This window comes from Paludifilum halophilum (assembly GCF_002245355.1).
Lineage (GTDB): Bacteria > Bacillota > Bacilli > Thermoactinomycetales > DSM-45169 > Paludifilum > Paludifilum halophilum.
In genome coordinates this window covers 50,628-68,100 of the sequence record NZ_NOWF01000001.1, presented here as the reverse complement: position 1 = coordinate 68,100, position 17,473 = coordinate 50,628, and the positions used below count along the sequence as shown (strand labels likewise).

20 protein-coding genes are annotated in these 17,473 nt (G+C 53.5%); all 20 read right to left on the bottom strand.

From position 1 onward, the window contains the following. Window positions 1-16 precede the first annotated feature (16 nt). Window positions 17-1,057, bottom strand: coding sequence for an aspartate-semialdehyde dehydrogenase (locus tag CHM34_RS00285; RefSeq protein ID WP_094262594.1), 1,041 nt, complete (start codon window positions 1,055-1,057; stop codon window positions 17-19). A 104-nt stretch (window positions 1,058-1,161) separates the two neighbouring features. Continuing rightward, entirely contained in the window at window positions 1,162-1,764 is a 603-nt protein-coding gene (locus CHM34_RS00280; protein WP_094262593.1) for a dipicolinate synthase subunit B, read from the bottom strand. A 5-nt stretch (window positions 1,765-1,769) separates the two neighbouring features. Then, the gene (gene dpsA / locus CHM34_RS00275; protein ID WP_094262592.1) at window positions 1,770-2,660 is read right to left on the bottom strand and encodes a dipicolinate synthase subunit DpsA; all 891 of its coding nucleotides are present in this window, start codon (window positions 2,658-2,660) and stop codon (window positions 1,770-1,772) included. Window positions 2,661-2,783: 123 nt separating this feature from the next. Continuing rightward, window positions 2,784-3,158, bottom strand: coding sequence for a YlmC/YmxH family sporulation protein (locus tag CHM34_RS00270; protein ID WP_240511797.1), 375 nt, complete (start codon window positions 3,156-3,158; stop codon window positions 2,784-2,786). A gap of 356 nt (window positions 3,159-3,514) precedes the next feature. Then, on the bottom strand, window positions 3,515-3,697 hold the full coding sequence (locus CHM34_RS00265) for an aspartyl-phosphate phosphatase Spo0E family protein (RefSeq protein ID WP_169713505.1): 183 nt from the start codon (window positions 3,695-3,697) through the stop codon (window positions 3,515-3,517). A 19-nt stretch (window positions 3,698-3,716) separates the two neighbouring features. Then, window positions 3,717-4,163 carry a dUTP diphosphatase gene (dut, locus tag CHM34_RS00260; RefSeq protein ID WP_094262590.1) on the bottom strand — a complete coding sequence of 149 codons (447 nt, stop codon included), beginning with the start codon at window positions 4,161-4,163 and terminating at the stop codon, window positions 3,717-3,719. Continuing rightward, entirely contained in the window at window positions 4,153-5,409 is a 1,257-nt protein-coding gene (locus CHM34_RS00255; protein ID WP_094262589.1) for a M16 family metallopeptidase, read from the bottom strand. The genes dut and CHM34_RS00255 overlap by 11 nt, the downstream gene beginning before the upstream one ends. 68 nt (window positions 5,410-5,477) lie before the next feature. Continuing rightward, window positions 5,478-6,461, bottom strand: a complete 984-nt coding sequence (locus CHM34_RS00250) for a polysaccharide deacetylase family protein (protein ID WP_094262588.1) — start codon at window positions 6,459-6,461, stop codon at window positions 5,478-5,480. Window positions 6,462-6,598: 137 nt separating this feature from the next. After that, the gene (gene pnp, locus CHM34_RS00245) at window positions 6,599-8,698 is read right to left on the bottom strand and encodes a polyribonucleotide nucleotidyltransferase (RefSeq protein WP_094262587.1); all 2,100 of its coding nucleotides are present in this window, start codon (window positions 8,696-8,698) and stop codon (window positions 6,599-6,601) included. Between the two features lie 131 nt (window positions 8,699-8,829). After that, the gene (gene rpsO, locus CHM34_RS00240; protein ID WP_094262586.1) at window positions 8,830-9,099 is read right to left on the bottom strand and encodes a 30S ribosomal protein S15; all 270 of its coding nucleotides are present in this window, start codon (window positions 9,097-9,099) and stop codon (window positions 8,830-8,832) included. A gap of 174 nt (window positions 9,100-9,273) precedes the next feature. Further along, on the bottom strand, window positions 9,274-10,224 hold the full coding sequence (locus CHM34_RS00235) for a bifunctional riboflavin kinase/FAD synthetase (protein WP_094263046.1): 951 nt from the start codon (window positions 10,222-10,224) through the stop codon (window positions 9,274-9,276). 5 nt (window positions 10,225-10,229) lie between these two features. Further along, the gene (gene truB, locus CHM34_RS00230) at window positions 10,230-11,135 is read right to left on the bottom strand and encodes a tRNA pseudouridine(55) synthase TruB (RefSeq protein WP_240511796.1); all 906 of its coding nucleotides are present in this window, start codon (window positions 11,133-11,135) and stop codon (window positions 10,230-10,232) included. Further along, window positions 11,135-12,130 carry a DHH family phosphoesterase gene (locus tag CHM34_RS00225; protein ID WP_094262584.1) on the bottom strand — a complete coding sequence of 332 codons (996 nt, stop codon included), beginning with the start codon at window positions 12,128-12,130 and terminating at the stop codon, window positions 11,135-11,137. The genes truB and CHM34_RS00225 overlap by 1 nt, the downstream gene beginning before the upstream one ends. Further along, a complete protein-coding gene (rbfA, locus tag CHM34_RS00220; protein WP_094262583.1) occupies window positions 12,114-12,470 on the bottom strand; it encodes a 30S ribosome-binding factor RbfA in 357 nt (118 codons plus the stop codon). Before rbfA ends, CHM34_RS00225 begins: the two co-directional genes overlap by 17 nt. A gap of 50 nt (window positions 12,471-12,520) precedes the next feature. Continuing rightward, window positions 12,521-12,802: a DUF503 domain-containing protein gene (locus CHM34_RS00215; protein ID WP_094262582.1), complete on the bottom strand. Its 282-nt coding sequence runs from the start codon at window positions 12,800-12,802 to the stop codon at window positions 12,521-12,523. Further along, window positions 12,802-15,075 carry a translation initiation factor IF-2 gene (gene infB / locus CHM34_RS00210; protein ID WP_439116300.1) on the bottom strand — a complete coding sequence of 758 codons (2,274 nt, stop codon included), beginning with the start codon at window positions 15,073-15,075 and terminating at the stop codon, window positions 12,802-12,804. Before infB ends, CHM34_RS00215 begins: the two co-directional genes overlap by 1 nt. Next, window positions 15,059-15,373: a YlxQ family RNA-binding protein gene (locus tag CHM34_RS00205; protein ID WP_094263044.1), complete on the bottom strand. Its 315-nt coding sequence runs from the start codon at window positions 15,371-15,373 to the stop codon at window positions 15,059-15,061. The genes infB and CHM34_RS00205 overlap by 17 nt, the downstream gene beginning before the upstream one ends. After that, window positions 15,366-15,644 carry an RNase P modulator RnpM gene (gene rnpM / locus CHM34_RS00200; RefSeq protein ID WP_094263045.1) on the bottom strand — a complete coding sequence of 93 codons (279 nt, stop codon included), beginning with the start codon at window positions 15,642-15,644 and terminating at the stop codon, window positions 15,366-15,368. Before rnpM ends, CHM34_RS00205 begins: the two co-directional genes overlap by 8 nt. A gap of 54 nt (window positions 15,645-15,698) precedes the next feature. Further along, complete coding sequence (gene nusA / locus CHM34_RS00195) at window positions 15,699-16,931, bottom strand: transcription termination factor NusA (protein WP_094262580.1); 1,233 nt, start codon at window positions 16,929-16,931, stop codon at window positions 15,699-15,701. Between the two features lie 22 nt (window positions 16,932-16,953). Next, entirely contained in the window at window positions 16,954-17,415 is a 462-nt protein-coding gene (rimP, locus tag CHM34_RS00190; RefSeq protein ID WP_094263043.1) for a ribosome maturation factor RimP, read from the bottom strand. Window positions 17,416-17,473 lie beyond the last annotated feature (58 nt).

The window sequence follows — 17,473 nt, the reverse complement described above, 5'->3', positions numbered from 1 at the left end:
CGATAAAAATCCCCTTCTACTGACTGTCTTGTGATACGAGTTTTTCGGCGATTTGTACGGCGTTGGTCGCTGCCCCCTTCAGGAGGTTATCCGACACGACCCATAAGTTGAGACCACGGGAATTTACCGTATCTTTTCGAACCCGGCCCACGAAGACCTCGTCGCGACCGGAGGTGTCCAGGGGCATCGGATATTCCTGATTGGCGATATCATCCTGTAGAATGATTCCTTCGCCTTCTTTTAAAATTTGGCGCACTTCCGCTAGGTCGAACTCCTCTTTCAGTTCCACATAGACCGATTCACTGTGCCCCCGAAAGACGGGAACCCGGACACAGGTGGCAGTCACTCCGATGGATTCGTCATCAAAAATCTTTTTTGTCTCCCGGATCATTTTCATCTCTTCCAGGGTGTAACCGTTATCCTGAGCGACATCGCACTGGGGAATCGTGTTAAAAGCAATGGGATAATGCTTCGACAGTTTGCCGACGGGCATGATTTCCCGCGGCCCTTGTCTCCCTTCCAAAGCCGCCCGGGATTGTTCAGTCAACTCCTCCATGGCCTGAGCTCCGGATCCGGAAACCGCCTGATAGGTAGAAACGATGACCCGGTCGAATCCGAACCGATCGAAGAGCGGTTTCAACGCCACCACCATCTGAATGGTGGAGCAGTTGGGGTTGGCGATAATTCCTTTATGGTGCCGAATCTGATCTCCGTTCACTTCCGGCACAACCAGGGGAACTTCCGGATCCATTCGGAAAGCGTTGGTATTATCGACAACAACAGCACCACGCTTGACGGCTTCCGGAGCAAATTTCTCGCTGACGCCGCCTCCCGCGCTGAACAAAGCAATATCCACACCCTCAAAGGATTCCGGGGTGGCCTCTTGCACTTCTACTTCTTCACCTTTGAAACGCACTTTCTTTCCGGCGGAACGAGCGGACGCAAGCAATCGCAGCTCCTTAATCGGAATCGAACGTTCTTCCAAGTTTCGTAGAATTTGTTCCCCGACAGCACCTGTCGCTCCAAGGACGGCTACTGTCACTTCACGTGATGGCATCAATGAATTTCCCCCTATCCAAGCTTGGCAAAAAAGCACAGGGCCTTCTCATCCGTGGGAAGGCCTCGCAACTTTTATGCCGTTTTTAGCAACATCTTTATCTATTATGAGGTCAAGTCGCGATATTTTTCAACTATTAAAGGCTGGATTTGATATCCTTCCATCGCTGCCTGGCACGCTTCGGGAATCAGCTCCATCCGCGCCACCAATGAGTTGGGCTTGGTTGGGGGGTTATCCTGACCAAAGGGAACAAAATAAATATTTTCGACTGGCAATAACTTTGCCAGGTTCGCCGCATTCAATCCGAGAGCGTCATTCGTGGAGATAGCAACCACTACCGGGCGTTGGTTACGCATTTGCGCCTTGGCAGCCATCATCACCGGACTGTCTGTCATCGCGTTGGCCAAGCGGGCCAGGCTGTTTCCGGTACAGGGAGCGATCAGCATGCAATCCAACAATTTTTTGGGACCGATCGGCTCCGCTTCCGGTATGGTTGATAGAATCTCTTCTCCGGTAATTTCCCGGATTTTTTTCAACCATTCCTTTGCCTCTCCGAATCGACTGTCCACCGTCTTTACTGTATGGGATACCACTGGAATGACACGGGCTCCCGATTCGACCAGCCTCTCCATCTGCGGCAACACTTCATCGTGAGTACAATGCGATCCCGTCAGACCAAAGCCGATCGTCTTTCCTGTAAGGTTCATCCGGCTCACCCCTTTTCCCCGGTTTCTTCAGCCAACAGACGGGTAATCGTCTGCGCCAGAATCCGCCCGGCCGTTTTGGAAGCCACAATGCCAGGCAAACTGGGGGCCAGTATCGCTTTAATCCCCCGTTTTTCGGCAAATCGGAAGTCGACGCCTCCCGGTTTGGATGCCAGATCGATAATGACAGCACTGTGGGGCATCCGTGACAAAACCTTATCAGTCACTACCGGTGCAGGAACCGTATTACACAGAAGATCCACATCTTGCACCTGACGGGGCAGTTCCTCGGTAAAAAAAGGTTCCAAACCCATTTCGACGGCCCGGGCATAATGATCGGCACGGTGTACGCCCGCACGAACCCGAGCTCCCAGGGCATAAAGTGTGCGAGCCAGAGTCATTCCGACCCGGCCCAGCCCCAACACGGTACAGGTGGAGCCGTGGATCGTAATGTCTGTGTGCTGAATCGCCATCATAACGGCTCCTTCCACCGTCGGAATCGAATTGTAGATGGCGACATCATCCCGCTTTAAAAGCTCGATGAACCGAACAGCATTTTCATCGCAAAGATTTTTAAGATATGATTTCGCAATGCCTGTGTAAACGACAGCCCCGGCGGGAAGGGAACGGATGTGCTCCCCGGTCAGCACAATTTTCTCCGTTGTGAAGACACTGTCTACCTTTCCCTCGTCATCGGCCCCCATAATCGGTAGAATCAACAGATCCACTGTCTTTAAGAGATCCCTGTTTAAGTCACGTTTACTCGCCCCGCTAAAAGGACTTTGCAGGTTTTCAAATCCGATCAGGCTCACCTTCGCGTTCAACTCGATACAGCTTTTAATAACTTCCAGCTGCCGGGCATCCCCGCCGAGGAAGGCGACATGCTTTCCCGTTAACATCCCCTACAAGACCCCTTTCCCTGGAGAATCCTTCTCCCATCGGGAACTTCACGCAGAAATCGTCTCTCTTCTGTTGCATCATATGTCGGGGACTTACAAACGGTTACCGCCTTTCTCATTGACTCATTTTTGATACAAACGGCCCTTTCCGGAAGACTCCACAATGACCATCTCCGGACCTACCTTACGGATTTGATGCCAGGAAATCTCGATTTCCCCCTGCTTTTTTCCGAACCAGGAAGAACCGACAGGTAAAAGCATGGAGCGGATCTTTCCCGTGCGGTCATCGATGACGAGGTCCGCCTGTCCCGCCGTTCCAATCTTCTCACCGCCGTCCACATCGATTAATTCCTTATCGGCGAATTCACTCCAGCGCATATTCCATCCCCCCATGTGGTTTTTTCCAAGGGCCTGTCTGATAAACCCCAGCTTGGTGCCCGGGCCGGTGTGATCCTCTCCGATCTCTTGCAAAAAACGCAAAGGATCTCCGCCGATCACACCGGCCCTCCCTATGGGTCGTAGAAACCTGAATAACCAGACACGCCCTGGCTACTGTTAGAGAATGTATCATCAAATCACCAAAGTTATGACGTAAAAAAGTTTCGGCTAGAAGCGTTGTGAAAAAGTCCGTCTTCGGGAGGGTGGGTTCCACACGGAGTGCCTTTGGCTCGTCAGAACAACGAAACGGAGTGTGGAACCCCACCCCGACCCACCAAGGACGTGCTAAATCACAAGGCTTCTAGGGTGTGTCTGGTCAATCGCCGAAGTCACTGGGCGCCGATTTCCAGGCGCAGTCGGCATCAATGGCTGGTGTGAAATAACCGGTTATAAAAAGCGCCTCCTCAGGGGAGGCGCTAGGATTCCCGTTTCTTTTTTTCTTCTTCGTAATATTGATTGATCAGGTCGTCCAACTTCTGACTGATGGGCAGGACGGCGGAGTGGGACAAACGGGTCTCGCTCCCCGCCACAGCTTGATACAGAGCCGTTCGCAAGTGCTCGACTTCCTGTTCCAATCGTTTGATTCGCGTGGAACTCACCGCTTCCCCTCCGCTGTCGTTATTTACCGGTATGCCCGAATCCACCCTCACCGCGACGGGTCGTCGATAGATCCTCCGCGATAGTTAAGCGGATGTCAGGCACCGTCTGAAACACCATTTGAGCAATCCGTTCCCCGCGGCAAACGGTAAAGGACTCCTTCCCCAGATTGTGTAAAATAACAGAGATTTGCCCGCGGTAATCGGCATCAATGGTACCCGGTGAATTAAGCAATGTAACACCGTGCTTCAGGGCCAAGCCGCTGCGTGGACGTATCTGGGCTTCCAAGCCCTTCGGCATCTCGATCGCAATCCCCGTGGGAACAAGTGTCCAGTCTCCCGGATTCAGCTCAATCTCTTCCTCCACCGCTGCCAACAAATCATATCCGCTGGCCCCCTCCGACATCTTCTCAGGTAACGGCAAATCTTCGTTTCCAGGCCATGGTCGAATCCTCACATTATAAGACAAGTGCATCCCTCCTATAAGCGGAAGGAACCCCACCGTCCGGAGAAATGACCGATAAGGCCAGAGGGTTGGAAAAGACCCGGCGGGCCGTGTTCAAGATGTCCTCCCGGGACAGTCCTTCGATTTTCCGCACCACTTCATCCAGAGACGGATGCTCCCTTAACAGGAGTTCATTTTTGCCCAAGCGGCCCATCCGGTTCTCGGTGCTCTCCAGGCTCATCATTAAACTGCCTTTCAACTGTTCCTTTCCTTTCTGCAATTCCGCATCCGTCACCCCGTGTTGCCGAAGCTCGTCCAATTCACGGATCATGACTTCGATCACTTCATTTTCCTGACCGGGAGCCGTTCCGGCATAAATCGTAAATAATCCGCTGTCACTGTAAGCACTGTGATAGGAAAAGACCGAATAGGCCAGTCCACGTTCCTCCCGCACTTCCTGGAACAGGCGGGAGCTCATATTGCCTCCCAGAAGATTGTTTAACAAGATCAGAGCATAAATTCCCGAATCGCCGATCGATAACCCCGGCAATCCCAAGCACAGATGCGTCTGCTCGATCGGTTTTTTCTTGGCGATCCAATCCCCGGTATACGGCGGGGGCTCCTTCTTCGCCGAAAAACCTTCCCCCTCGAAACCGTTGAAGCGCTGCTCCAACTGTTCCAGATAATCGTCAGGAAGATTGCCGGCCAGAGCGATCACCAGCTGCTGCGGCTGGTATTGCTTCCTTCGGTATTCGATCAGCCTGGTACGGTTGAATCCATTGACGGTCTCCACACCGCCCAGAACCGGAAGGCCGAGGGAATGCTCCTGCATGGCCGCAAGGGACAGCCAATCATGGACAATATCGTCGGGAGTGTCCTCCACCATCCGAATCTCTTCCACAATGACCTTTCGCTCCTTGGCGATCTCTTCCTCTGCCAATGTGGAATAAAAAAACATATCGGACAGCACATCCATCGCCACATGAAGGTGCTGGTCCAACACTTTGGCGTAGTAGCAGGTCATCTCCTTCGAAGTAAAGGCATTCACCTGCCCCCCGATTTCGTCAAAGGTTTCCGCCAATTCCTTGGTCGTTCGGCGGTCGGTTCCTTTAAACATCATGTGCTCTAAAAAATGGGATATGCCGTTGTTCTCCGGTGTCTCGTTTCGGGAACCCGTGCCGATCCACAGCCCGAAGGCGACAGATCTCACATGCGGCATTTTTTCCGCTACGACGCGAACCCCATTGGATAAAGTATGTTTAGCAATCAATGGGTCCCCTGTTCCTCCTTATCCCGCAAACATTCTGTAAGTATTTTCCGTGAAGTATCCCCACTATATCAAAACGCATCCATCGGCTCAACACTTTCCACCCGTTTTGAAGAAAGGACTTGATTTACGGTTCCCAATTTTATTCCTTTATTCTTCACCGTGCTTATAATTTTGGGAAGAGCCTTTACCGTCCGATCCGTCGGGTGCATCAAAATGAGGGAACCTCGCCCGACTCCTTTTTTCACCCGTGCCGTCATCCACTCCGGACTTGAACTCTTCTTCCAATCAACGGTGTCCACTGTCCACAGAACCGTCTTCATGCCCAAATGCCGGGCTTCATCTAGGACGTTCTGGTTAAAATCCCCGGCCGGGGGAGCGAAAAAGCGGGAATGATCCCCGGTCGACTGTTGAATCAGCGCCTCCGTTCTTTGAATTTCGGTGCGGATGCGTTCTCGGGAAATCCGACTCATCAGCGGATGGGAATAGGCGTGATTCCCCACCTCATGTCCTTGTCGCCGGAGCTCCTCCGCCATTTCAGGATGCTTTTTCAACCAGGACCCGTCCAAAAAAAAGGTGGCGGAAATCCCTTCCCGCTTCAGAATATCGAGTAAACCCGGCAGGTGTTCCGTCCCCCAGGCCACATTAATCATCAATGCCGCCATCGGCTTTTTTTCATTCCCCCGATAAATCGGCTGTGCATCCAGATCATCCAGGGAAACCTTCGGTGTCACTTCCTCCATAATCCAGCGTACGGGTCGGGTCTGTCCCATCCGCTTAGCCAGACGATAGGTGGATTCCACATCGACAGCCAGACCGTTATATCCGGGAATGGCTTTCCATACCGGGTCCACCCGGGCATCCACTGGTGGCTCATTTCGCACGCGAGCCCCCTGTTCAATAACATCTTTCAACTCATCCCGCTGAAAGACCGGTTGTGCCTTTCCTTCCTTCACCTGATTAACATAAGCGGTGACGGAAGGAGAGTACACCACGAATCCAATCAGGGGAATCACAAGCAACAACCATCGCTTGCGCAGCCTCCGCTCGTTCACGTCAGCACCTCCCTGTCACTGGTACTAACTTATGCGTGGAAACGAGCGCCTATACAGAAGAGGAGAGGCAACTTCCCCCCACAAAAAAAGAGTCAGATCGCTCTGGCTCTTTTTGTTGCAATGTTGGGTGGACCTTTTTATTCCACCCCGGACTTATCCTTCAAGACTGCTTTTCGCGAGAGGTTGATCCGCCCTTGATTATCAATCTCCGTCACCTTGACCCGGATATCGTCTCCTACACTGACGACATCAGAGACTTTGTTCACCCGGTTTGGAGCCAGCTGGGAAATATGAACCAGCCCTTCTTTTCCGGGAAGTACTTCAACAAAAGCTCCGTATTTCTCCACACGTTTAACCGTTCCCGTGTAAGTCTCTCCCACTTCAACTTCCCGAACAAGATCTTCGATGGTCTTCTTGGCTTTTTCATTCTGTTCCGGATCCGTCGAAGCGATATAGACACGGCCATCCTGTTCGATATCGATTTTGACTCCGGTCTCGTCGATAATCTTATTGATCACACGTCCGCTCGGCCCGATCACATCCCGGATCTTGTCGGGATCAATTCTGATCGCCAGGATCTTCGGGGCGTGGGGAGACAATTGGCCGCGAGGCTTTTCAATCGCCCGGGACATATCATCCAGTATCATATGACGGGCACGGTGGGCTTGTTCCAATGCCTGCTCCAAGACCCGCCGATCGATTTCCTCGATTTTAATATCCATTTGCAACGCCGTTACACCCTGTCGGGTACCGGCCACTTTGAAGTCCATGTCACCCAGATGGTCCTCCATCCCCTGGATATCCGTCAAAACCGTTACCTGGTCCCCTTCCTTCACCAACCCCATGGCGATCCCCGCCACCGGCGCTTTAACAGGAACCCCGGCATCCATCATGGCGAGGGTGGAAGCACAGATACTGGCCTGGGAAGTGGAACCGTTGGACTCCAGTACCTCCGATACGAGGCGAATGGTATAAGGGAACTCATCCTCAGACGGAAGGACAGGCTCCAACGCCCGCTCACCCAAGGCACCGTGACCGATTTCCCTACGTCCCGGTCCCCGCAGAGGACGCGCTTCACCGACACTGAAGGGCGGAAAATTGTAGTGATGCATAAACCGCTTGGACTCTTCCAGGTCCAGTCCGTCCAAAATCTGTACATCTCCCAGAGCTCCCAGGGTGCAGATGCTTAATACCTGGGTTTCGCCTCTTCGGAACAGGCCGGACCCGTGAGTACGGGGAAGAATACTCACCTCGCTGGACAATGGCCGGATCTGGTCAGGGCCACGTCCGTCCGGACGCTTTTTCTCCTCCAGGATCAAGCGGCGCACTTCCTCTTTCAGGAGTGTCTCCAGCACCTCTCCGATATCTTGCTGCTGTTCCTCTTCGGGATACTCGTCAACCAACTCTTCCGCTACGCTTTCCTTGATCCGGTCGACCGCTTGCTGGCGTTCCTTCTTATCCACCACTTGGGCCGCTTCCTTCATCGAAGAAGCCGCTAATTCCCGAACCCGTTGCTCCAAATCGGCATCCACCCGGCGAAGCTCCGGCTGTATTTTCTCCTGCCCCCGTTGGACAACCATCTCTTCCTGAAAAGCGACCATTTTTTTGATGTGTTCGTGACCATACAGGATCGCTTCCAGCATCACTTCCTCCGGAATCTCATCCGCGCCGGCTTCCACCATATTCACCCCGTACTTCGTCCCGGCAACGACAAGATGGAGATCGCTTTTCTCCATTTCCTTGACATCGGGATTCACCACCAGTTTCCCATCGACCCTTCCGACGATGACACCGGCGATGGGACCGGCAAAGGGGATATCGGAAATGGATAAGGCCGCGGAAGCTCCGATCATCGCCGCCACCTCCGACGAACAATCCTGGTCGACGGACATGACGGTGGTAATCACTTGGACCTCATTGCGAAAACCTTCGGGAAACAGGGGTCGAATCGGCCGGTCGATTAAACGGCTGGTCAAAACCGCCTTTTCGCTGGGGCGTCCTTCCCTTTTAATAAAGCCTCCGGGAATCTTCCCCACGGCGTACAACCGCTCCTCATAATTGACCGTCAGCGGAAAGAAACTCAGGTCCTTCGGCTCATCCGAGGCCGTCGCCGTGGCCAATACAGCTGTTTCACCGTAGCGGACGAACACTGACCCGTTCGCTTGATTGGCAAATTTCCCAACTTCCAACGTCAGCGGCCGTCCAGCGAGTTCCGTTTTAAAAACAGAAGGTTCCATTGTTGCTGCATTTCCTCCTCTCTTGAGCACACGTTTTTACTTCTTCTGCACAGTAACATTATTTCCTTTCAGGAATCCTTTTAGAGTCCCACGACTGAAAAAAGCGGGGGAAGCCCCCGCTTTACCACCCGTTACCGGCGCAGACCCAGTTTTCCGATCACCGTCCGATACCGCGTAATATCGTTTTTCTTCAGATAGTTGAGCAGGTTGCGACGCTGACCGACCATCTTCAACAATCCGCGGCGGGAATGATGATCCTTCTTATGAACCCGCAGATGTTCGTTCAGTTCATTGATCCGCGTGGTCAAAATCGCGATCTGAACTTCCGGAGACCCGGTGTCGTTCTCGTGGGTCTTGAATTCGTTGATGATTTCCTGCTTGCGTTCCAAAGACAAGCTCATCTCCGGTTCACCTCCTTTATTTCAAAACCCCCGTGGCCCAGTCAATCGCCGAGGCAGTCGATTATCCGCGCCAGGGTTGTCCGCCGGCGATCAAGCCGGCCCGAAAACGGGTTTTCACCTGTTTTCGTACCAAAATAGTATAGCATATCAAAAAGAATGAGTAAATGAGGCCGTTCAACACGAAGATGATTTCTTCCGCTCCAGCCACGCCCGGGCCTCCCTTTCATCCTTTCGGATCCGGTCAACCAAGGCATCGACGGAGTCGAACTTCACCTCCGGACGAAGCCGGTGCAAGAACTCCACCCGCAGCTGTTTTCCGTAGAGGTCCACATCCGTGTCTAAGAGGTGCACCTCCAGTGTCAACCGGGGGGTGGGATCATCAAATGTGGGCCGGACACCGATGTTCATTATCCCGTAGCGTGACGTATTTCCCCAGGAAGCCTGAACCACATACACTCCGTGGTCGGGAACCATATAAGGCTCCCCCAGACGAAGGTTCGCCGTGGGAAAACCGATCAACCGCCCCCGACGATCTCCATGAACAACTTCCCCCGCGAGAGCATAGGGACGGCCCAGAATCTGTCCGGCGATATCCACCCTTCCTTCCCGCACAGCTTGTCTCAAACGAGTACTGCTCAGGGGCAACTCATTTTGATCAATCGGGGGGGTCACTTCGACCCGAAACTTTCCCTCTCCCAACCGGACCAAGTCCTCCGCTTTTCCTTCCGCGCCCCGGCCAAAGGAGAAGTTGAATCCGACAGCCGCCCCTCGGACGTTGAGAGGCGCAAGTACCTCCTCGATAAAGGCCTCTTTAGAGAGAGAAGCAAACTCCCGATCAAATGCCATCACATACGTGCGATCCACCCCGAGCGCTTCAAAGGCGTTCAGTTTTTCCGGCAGAGGAGTGAGGTAGTGGTTCATCTTCGCCTTCCCCAGGACTTCGCGAGGATGGGGATGAAACGTCATCACCCCTGTCGCAATCCCCTGATCCTCGGCAAAACGCCGAGCCCTGCCGATAACAGCCTGATGACCGAGATGAACGCCGTCAAAATAACCGATCGCCAAAGCGATTGCCGGTCGAGATGGTTCCATGCGCAACGGATATGTTAAACGGATCGTTTCCATCGGCTTCACCTAACCCGAAAAACTTTTTCCGGATGGGCAGTCGTTTCATCAACCATCCGGTACAGGCCACAAAAATCCCCGGCTTCGGTATAGACCCGAAACCGCCCGTGGTAAGGGGAAGAAGGCAAAGGATCGGCCCACTCCAACGGCATCCCGTTCATCACCTGCGAGTAGGCCTCCCCCGGAAGGAACAAGCTGGGGAACTCACCTAAGGCTTCTCCCGGGCCCACCAGTATATCCCCCCAGTTCCCCTTCTCCGAAATTTCTTCTATTTCTTCCAGTGAAAAGGAATCACTCTTCGTAAAGGGACCGCTTTCCACTCGGATCAGATGGGACATGTGAGCGGGAAAGCCCAAAGCTTTCCCGATATCAACACAAAGGGTCCGCACATAGGTTCCCTTCGAGCATACCACATCGAAGGAAACTTCGGGATGAGTCCCCGGGTCCCAACCGGTTCGCTCCAGTCGATAAATCACCGTCCGGCGAGGCTTTCGAGCTACTTTTTTTCCCTCACGGGCCCATTCGTACAGCCGGCGACCCTGAACCTTGACGGCGGAGTACATCGGAGGCAACTGCTCAATCTCACCCACAAAACGGTGAAAAACCGCATCCACCTCTTCCGGCTGAACGGTTCCTGCCTCGACTCGGGATAATACCTCTCCCGAGGCATCCTGAGTATCCGTGGAAACACCGAGGGTTAATAACCCCCGGTACCGCTTAGGGGCTTTTTGGATATATTCGACGATGCGGGTCGCCTGCCCCAGACAAATCGGCAATACCCCAGCTACATCAGGATCCAGGGTTCCGGTATGTCCGACCCGTTTTTGCCCGGCCAACCGGCGAACACGGGCCACTACATCGTGGGAAGTCATCCCGACGGGCTTCCAGACAGGGATTACACCGTGCAGCATCAGGATCCTCCCCCCTGGAGCGCCCGGGTAACCTGTTCCAAAACGGCTCGTTCCACTTTTTCTCCGGACTCACTCAGGGAGCACCCCGCCGCCCGGGCGTGACCGCCTCCGCCGAAAGACTGGGCCAGTTTTCCCACATCGACCATCTCCCGGGAGCGGAAACTGGCTTTCACTGTACCTTCCTCTGTCTCCCGGAACAAGATCCCGACATCCACCCCGACGACGTTTCGGGCGTAATTGACAATTCCATCCAGCTCTTCTTCATCGGCACCCGTCTCCTGAAAATCTTCCCGTTTCAACCACATCCAACCAATTCGGCCATCCTCGGAAAAAGAAAGAGAGTCCAATGCACGTCGAACCAGCGCGATCTGCTCCCGGGTCATGGTCTCCAAAGCTCGATCGGCGATCCCGCTCGCATCCACACCGCAGCGGAGCAGGCGGGAAGCCAATGCCATCACTTTCGGGGTCGTATTCGAGTAGCGAAATCCTCCGGTGTCCGTCAACAGCCCGGTATACAGACAGGAAGCCAGATCACGGTCCCATGTTACCTGCAACCGGTCCGCCCACAGACAAAGGATCTCCGCCGTCGCCGCCGCATCGGAATCGATCACGTTAACTGTACCGAAACGATCATTGGTCGGATGGTGATCGATATTGAGAATGTCCGCATCCGACCCTAACAGGTTCCAGGTGATTCCCATCCGATCGGCATCGGCGGCGTCGACAGCGATCGCGCGGCGAAAAGGTTTTTCCCGCGCTTGAACCTCCTCAGGTGATAGAATATCCTCCACTCCCGGCAAAAAGCGAAACTTCTGTGGAACCGGAGATTCATTCACCATCACGTACCGCTTACCGAGAGCTTTTAAAATAAAACCGACGGCCAGTGTAGAACCGATGGCATCCCCGTCAGGATGAAGATGGGAGACGACCAGAAATTCGTCATTGTCCAGGACAAAACGATCCGCCTGCTCCCATACATCACTCGCCTTGCTCATTCCGATTCACTTCCTCCAACAATTTGGAGATATGTTGACCGTGCTCGATGGACTCGTCAAACTTAAAAATCAACTCCGGAGTGTGACGAAGCTGAATCCGGCGTCCGATTTCAGTGCGCAAAAAACCCTTTGCTTTAGCCAAACCCTCCAACGTCTGGCTTTTTTGCTGTTCATCCCCCAATACGCTGATAAACACCTTCGCCTGTTGCAAATCTCCGCTCATTTCCACAGCGGTAATGGTGACAAACCCGATTCGGGGATCTTTCATCTCGTGTTGTAAAACAAAACTCAACTCTTTTTTTACCTGTTCGCCGACACGACTCGCTCGTATGCGGGCCACCGCCGACACCTCCTACATGCCTCTTTCACGCCGCTATGACGACGTAAACGTCATAAAAACGCGATTTCGGCGTCAATAATCTCCAATCCTTCTATACTCTCCAACAGGCTCTGGGCCTGTCTTAACTCCTGTTCCACTACTCGACTGCCGCTTCCTACGCCAGCCACGGCCAGATCGGCAAACTGCCGGTCATCCTGGGAACCCACCTCCGCCACCGACAAGTTGAGCCGGCTCCGAATTCGGGAAAGACCGCTTTTCACAGCCCTTCGCTTATCCTTAAGCGAGGTGGATCCCAAAATGCGGCAGCGACATTCCAAAACAGCGACAACCATTACCGCTGAATTTCCTCAAGCACAAAGACTTCGAGGGTGTCTCCCTCTTTAATATCGTTGAACTTTTTCAGTGTCACACCGCACTCATAACCCTGGGAAACTTCTTTGGCGTCGTCTTTGTACCGCTTCAGGGTGTCGATATCCCCTTCGTGGATGACAACGCCGTCCCGGATCAGTTGCGCCTTGCCGTCCCGAACGATTTTTCCTTCAGTAACGTAGCAGCCGGCGATAGTTCCCACTTTGGACACCTTGAAGGTTTGACGCACTTCGGCACGGCCCACCATCTTATCCCGGTACTCCGGATCCAGCATTCCTTTCATGGCGGACTCGATCTCTTCGATCGCATTGTAGATCACTCGGTGCAAACGAATATCCACTTTTTCCCGCTCCGCCATGACACGAGCATTGGGTTCCGGACGGACGTTAAACCCGACAATGATGGCATTGGAAGCCGAAGCCAGAATGACATCGGATTCGGTGATCGCCCCGACACCGACATGGATGATATTGACACGAACCCCTTCCACGTCGATTTTTTCCAGGGAACCGCGTACAGCTTCAGCGGATCCTTGGACGTCGGCTTTGATAATGATGTTAAGGTCTTTCATCTCGCCTTCACGGATCTGTTGATACAGATCATCGAGGGTGACGCGGCTATTGACACCCAGTTCCGCCGCCCGCTTTTTCTCGTTTCGCTTCTCGGCGACTTCACGGGCTTTTTTCTCATCTTCAAATACGATAAAGGGATCCCCTGCCTGCGGCACGTCGGAAAGACCCAGAATCTCCACCGGCGTGGAGGGATCGGCAGACTTGACGCGTTGGCCGTGGTCATTGATCATGGCCCGCACCTTTCCGAAATAACTGCCGGCCACAATCGCATCCCCCACCTTGAGGGTTCCGTTTTGGACCAGAATCGTCGCCACGGCACCGCGTCCTTTATCCAACTCGGCCTCGATCACGATGCCCCGGGCACGCTTGTTCGGGTTTGCTTTGAATTCCTGTACTTCCGCCACGAGAAGAATCATTTCCAAAAGTTCATCGATCCCCTCACCCTTTACAGCGGAAACAGGAACGAAAATCGTTTCGCCTCCCCATTCTTCCGGGATCAACCCATGTTCTGTCAATTGTTGTTTCACCCGGTCCGGGTTGGCTTCCGGTTTATCCATTTTGTTGACGGCGACAATAATCGGAACTTCGGCGGCTTTGGCGTGATTGATCGCTTCCACCGTCTGCGGCATGACACCGTCATCGGCGGCAACGACCAGGATGGTAATATCCGTCACTTCGGCACCGCGGGCGCGCATCGTGGTAAAGGCGGCGTGTCCCGGAGTATCCAGGAAAGTGATTTCCTTTCCGTTGCTTTCCACCTGATACGCTCCGATATGCTGGGTAATTCCGCCGGCTTCCCCCGCCGTCACCTTGGTATGGCGAATCGTATCCAACAAGGTCGTTTTCCCGTGATCGACATGACCCATGATCGTTACAACCGAAGGACGTTCCTCCAAATCTTCCGGTGCGTCCTCCTCTTCGATTTCCTCAAAGGCCGATTCATCGACAACTTCCTTGTAGTTCACATGAACTCCAAACTCTTCAGCCACCAGGGTGATTGTGTCAACATCCACTTCCTGGTTAATCGTAGCCATCGTCCCGAGTTTCATCAATTTCTTAATCACTTCAGATGCTTCCCGGCGCAACAGTTTAGCCAGGTCGCCCACGCTCATCGGGCCGGTGACTTCGATCTCCGTCGGCAGGACCGGAGCCTGTTTCGGGGTGTACTGTCGTTTGTCCCGGCGGTTGCCGCCACGACGACCGCGGCGGTGCCCTCCTTTATTGTTGGACCCTCCGAAACGGTTGTTTCCCGAGCCGTTTTTGCGGTTGTTGCGGCGAGAGTGATTGCGTCCCCCGGCTTCGGAAGCGCCGCCCTTGGACTTGTTCCCGCCGCGGCCGCCTCGATTCTGACCTTGATTTTGGTACCCCTGCGGTTTACTTCCCGCCTTGGTCTGCTTCCCGCCGGACCGGGTTTGATGTTGTTTCCCCTGTTTCGTCTCTTTCTGCGTCTTCGATGCTTTCTGTTCCGTTTTCTCCGCCCCCTGTTTGACATCTTTGAAAAACTTCTCGACGTTCTTTATCATTTCGTCGTTCATGACACTCATATGGTTATTGACTTCCATGTTCATCCGTTTCAGGATGGTCAAAACCTCTTTGCTACTCATATTCATTTTTTTGGCGTATTCGTATACGCGAATCTTCGTCAAATTAGTCACCCCCGTCAGTTACTCGGATCCTATTCCGCATGAGCCGGGAAAAACCGGGATCGACGACAGCGACGACCACGCGTTCCCCTTTTCCGACGGCCCGACCCAGTTGGCGCCTGGACCCCGCTTGCGACAGCGGAACCTGATAATAAGTGCATTTGTCCGCAATCTTTTTGGCGGCATTTTTTGCCGCATCTTGAGAGATGAGGACCAAGAAAGCCCGCCCGGAACGGATCGCACGCAAGACCTGCTCTTCCCCCGAAACCAATTTGCCTGCCCGGGCCGCCAAACCCAGTAATTGATACAGTTTATCCATCGAGTTTTCCGGTGGCAATGTATTCTTGGAGGCGATCGTAGACCTCCTCCTTCACTTTGGTCTTTAAGGCCCGGTCCAGGGCTTTTTTCTTCCTGGCCATTTCCACATATTCCGGTTTGGCACAGAGGTAAGCCCCTCTGCCGGATTTTTTACCCGTCGGATCGATCAAAATCTCATGGTCCGGCGTTCGAACCACGCGAATCAACTCTTTTTTCGGAAACATCTCTTGAGATGCGACACACTTGCGCATCGGTACTTTCCTCGTTTTCATCATCCACCCACCTCCTCGGGGATGATTTCTTATGCCGAGTGATAATCCATTCTGTCACTCAGCTTTCGGTTCTTCCGTCCTTGACGACACTTCATCTCCGGCTTCACCGGCCTCCGGGCTTTCTGGAGCTTTTTCTTCCTCCTCGCTGTCATCCACGGAATTCCACTCCGTTTCTTCGGCGATATCGCCCTCATCCAGGGCCGGTTCATCCGTTTCCTCAGAAAGGGGTTCATCGAAACCCTCTTCTTCCTCCTGGGCCGCTTCGGACTCACTTTTGATATCGATTTTCCAACCAGTCAATTTCGCGGCCAGACGGGCATTCTGCCCTTCCTTCCCGATCGCCAGGGAAAGCTGATGGTCCGGAACGATGACCCGGGCCACTTTTTCTTCTTCCTCAATCTCCACACTGATCACCTTGGATGGGCTGAGAGAATTGGAAACGTACTCTACCGGATCCTCGTAGTATCGGACAATGTCGATCTTTTCCCCCCGCAACTCGTTGACGACGGTTTGAACCCGCATTCCCCGGTGTCCGACACAGGCACCGACAGGATCCACCTGATCTTCCCGGGAAGCGACGGCGATCTTGGATCGATGACCCGCTTCCCGGGCCACGGAACGGATCTCAACGATTCCTTCGTAAATTTCCGGCACTTCCAGTTCAAACAATCTCTTCAAAAGACCCGGATGAGTGCGGGAAAGAAAAACTTGAGGACCTTTCGTCGATTTTTCCACTTTGGTAATGTACGATTTTACCCGGTCATTGTGCTTAAACCGTTCTCCCGGCATGGTCTCCGCAAAGGGGAGAAGCGCCTCTACCCGTCCCAGGTCGATATAGTAGTGCCGATTGTCAGCTCGCTGAACAATCCCTGTCACAATATCTTCTTCCCGGTCGACAAACTCCTCGTAGATGATGCTCCGTTCCGCTTCACGAATGCGCTGGGTCACCACCTGTTTGGCGGTCTGGGCCGCGATCCGGCCAAAGTCGGTCGGGGTGACTTCCATCTCTACGATATCTCCCAATTGAAATGAAGGATTCACCTCCTCCGCAGCCTCCTGAGAAATTTCCAGGCGCGGGTCCAGCACCTCCTCCACCACTGTTTTGCGGGCGAAGACACGGACGTGTCCCGTGTCCCGATCAATATCCACCCGGACGTTCTGTGCCGAGTGAAAATTTCTTTTATAACCGGAGATCAAAGCGGCTTCGATCGCCTCGATCAACACCTCTTTACTGATGCCCTTCTCTTTTTCCAACTGATTGAGGGCTTCGATGAACTCTGCATTCATCGTTTCATTCTCCTCCCTTCGATTAAAGCACGAGCACCCGTCGAGCCTTCGCCACTTTATCCGTCGGAATCTCCACCGGTTCGCCCTCGATCTCCACCGTGACCGATTCCGGTGTATAGCGGATGAGTTTCCCTTCGAATTTTTTTCGACCGTCGATGGCTTCATAGGTTTTCAGGAAGACCGGACTTCCCACCGCGCGTTTAAAATGCCAATCCCTTTTGAGAGGCCTTTCCGCTCCAGGAGATGAAACTTCCAGATAATATGCGCCGGAAATCGGATCCTGACGGTCCAGCTCCGTGCTGAGCCGCTCACTGATCCGTTTGCAATCATCCAAGTCCACCTTTCCTTCCGGGCGGTCGATGTAGACACGCAGGAACCAGTTCTTCCCTTCCTTTGTAAACTCCGTGTCGTACAACTCCAATCCTTCTTCGTCAAGAATGGGTACGGCCAAACGTTCCACCGCTTCCGACACTTTGCGGCTCAATCCCTTTCCCTCCTTCATATCCGCCTCGTCCCGCCCCTCATATCTAACCACAAAGGGA